Source organism: Paenibacillus ehimensis NBRC 15659, from assembly GCF_004000785.1.
Taxonomy (GTDB): domain Bacteria; phylum Bacillota; class Bacilli; order Paenibacillales; family NBRC-103111; genus Paenibacillus_G; species Paenibacillus_G ehimensis.
In genome coordinates, this window is sequence record NZ_BILX01000163.1 from 1 (window position 1) to 2,758 (window position 2,758).

General features: G+C 57.2%; 1 protein-coding gene and 1 pseudogene. Both read left to right on the forward strand.

Annotation, left to right across the window (positions count from 1 at the left end; genetic code table 11):
* Positions 1-270: pseudogene (locus PEH01S_RS34030) on the forward strand (ATP-dependent DNA helicase PcrA); the annotation flags it as partial.
* A 53-nt stretch (positions 271-323) separates the two neighbouring features.
* Positions 324-2,342, forward strand: a complete 2,019-nt coding sequence (ligA, locus tag PEH01S_RS34035; protein ID WP_127490436.1) for an NAD-dependent DNA ligase LigA — start codon at positions 324-326, stop codon at positions 2,340-2,342.
* The last annotated feature ends 416 nt before the right edge of the window (positions 2,343-2,758 follow it).

Genomic DNA, 2,758 nt, shown 5'->3' on the forward strand with positions numbered 1-2,758 from the left:
GCGCCCGCACAGGCGGGCCGCACGCCCGTGAGCTTCCGCAGCGGCCCCGCCGCCGTTGCGGGAGGCGCAGCGCCCAAAGCCGCGGCCCCCGCGGCGCAGGCGACCGACTTTGCCATGGGCGACAAAGTGTCGCATGGCAAATGGGGCACCGGCGTCGTCGTCGCCATCAAGGGCTCGGGCGACGACACCGAGCTGCAGATCGCTTTCCCGGCCCCCGTGGGCGTCAAGCGGCTGCTCGCCAAATTTGCGCCGATCACCAAGCAGAGCTAGACGCCAGGCAAGGCAACCCTTATATCCCGTAGCCATGAGAGGATGAATTTCCGATGCCGGACGCTTTGGAAACGATGAAGACGCTCATCGAAGAGATCAATAAACATAATTACGCATACTACACCTTGGATCAGCCTTCTCTCACGGATGCCGAATACGATGCGCTCTATGACAAGCTGGTTCAATTGGAAGCCGAAACCGGCACCGTGCTGCCTTACTCGCCCACACAGCGGGTAGGCGGCGAGCTGCTCAAAGGGTTCGAACCGCACCGGCACCTGGCCCGGCTCTGGAGTCTGGACAAAGCACAGAACCACGACGATCTGATGGCGTGGCATACGCGCGCCCAGAAGCTGGTGAACGACTACAATACGCAGCACCCGGACGATCCGCTGCCCCCTTTATCGTTTGTCGTGGAATTGAAATTCGACGGTCTGACGTTGAACCTGACCTACGACCGCGGCGAGCTCGTGCAGGCGGCCACCCGCGGCAACGGCGTCGTCGGCGAAGGGATTCTGGCGAATGTCAAGACGATCCGCTCCGTGCCGCTGCGCATTCCGTATACCGACGGGATTATCGAAGTGCAGGGCGAAGGCATAATGAACTTGTCCGTGCTTGAAGCCTATAACGCGACCGCAGCCGAGCCGCTCAAAAACGCGCGCAATGCCGCTGCAGGCGCCCTCCGCAACCTGAATCCGAAGGTGACGGCGGAACGCAAGCTCAATGCTTACTTTTACAACATCGGCTATGCCGACTCTTTGCAATTTCAAAATCATCAGGAAATGGTCGGCTTTTTGCGCGACAACCAGTTCAAAGTCAGCCCTTTCGTCAAATTCGTCGACAGCATCGACGCGGTGGAGGAAGAGCTGGGGAAGCTGGTCGCCATGCGCAATACGCTTGATTTTCTAATCGACGGGCTGGTCGTAAAAATAACGGATATGCGCACCCGCGAAGTGCTCGGATATACCGACAAATTCCCGCGGTGGGCGGTAGCCTATAAATTCGAAGCCGAGGAAGCCGTGACGACGCTGCTCGACGTGAGCTGGAACGTGGGCCGGACCGGTAAAGTGACGCCGCTCGCCCGGGTGGAAGCCGTCGATATCGGCGGCGTGACCGTACAGAACTGCACGCTCAACAACATGGATGACATCGAGCGCAAAAATTTAAAGTACGGCTTAGGCAGTCTTGTCTATATCCGCCGCTCTAACGACGTCATCCCGGAAATACTCGGCAAAGTAACCGAAGAAGCCGACGGAAGCGAAATCGTGCCTCCGGCGGTGTGCCCTTCCTGTGGACACGCGCTGGAGAAAAAGGGCCCGCATCTGTTCTGTACGAATAAGGTGGACTGCCGGCCGCAGCTTGTCGGGCGCATCGCTCACTTCGCTTCCCGCGATGCAATGGACATCGAGACGTTCAGCGAGAAGACGGCCGAGCAGCTCTACGATTCGCTCGGCGTGCGCGATCCGTCCGATCTGTACTATTTGACCTTCGACGATTTGATCAAGCTTGAGCGCTTCGGGACCAAGAAGGCCGAGAATTTGATCGCCGCCTTCGAGAAAAGCAAGCAGCCTGATCTGGCATCGTTCCTGTATGCCCTCGGTATTCCGAATACGGGCAAGACGACGACCAAGGAGCTTGCGGAGCATTACCGCAGCCTCGAGAAGCTGATGCAGGCCGAGCCGGAGGAGCTGATGACGCTGCCGGATATCGGCGGCATCGTTGCGGAAAGCATCGTCGGCTTTTTCCGTGATCCGGCCATGCAGCGGAGCATTGAGCGGTTGCTTGCCGCCGGAATACAACCGGTCAGCGAAGAAGCGCCTGCGGTGGTCGACGAAAGCAGCCCGTTCTTTGGCAAAACGGTCGTCTTAACGGGGACGCTTACCTCTATGGGGCGTGACGAAGCCGCCAAGAAGCTGGAGAAGCTGGGGGCCAAGGTGACCGGCAGCGTGTCGAAGAAGACCGATATCGTCATCGCCGGGGAGAACGCCGGCAGCAAGCTGACCAAAGCTCAAGAGCTGGATATCCGCATTATTGATAATGAAGAGGAGCTGCGGCAGCTGTTAGGTGACGTCTGATCACTCTTCACGTTGTGCCGCACGAAACCGCCGGTTCCGCAAAAGGAGCGCGGCGGTTTTTCGTTAGGGGCTTCCCTTTACCCAGGAGAGGGCGGATTTTGCATCGAAACGATCGGCTGGGGACTGATTTACATTTGCCAAAATTTGTGGTTGCATTCGACCCGTCATCTGTGATACATTATTGCTTGTCGCCGCGAGAGGCAGTCAGCCTTAAACGAGCGGCCGACGAAAAATAATAGTTGCAAAGCTCGTCCTGATGTGATAAGATTAGATCTTGTCACGGCGGAACAGAATAGTGACGAAAGCTCTTTGAAAACTGAACAAATGAGAACGAAATGCCAAGCGTAACAAGCATTTGAGCTATATCAGCTTTTCCTGTAGTAATTTCGATCCGTTCTCGGAACGAAAATGCTACC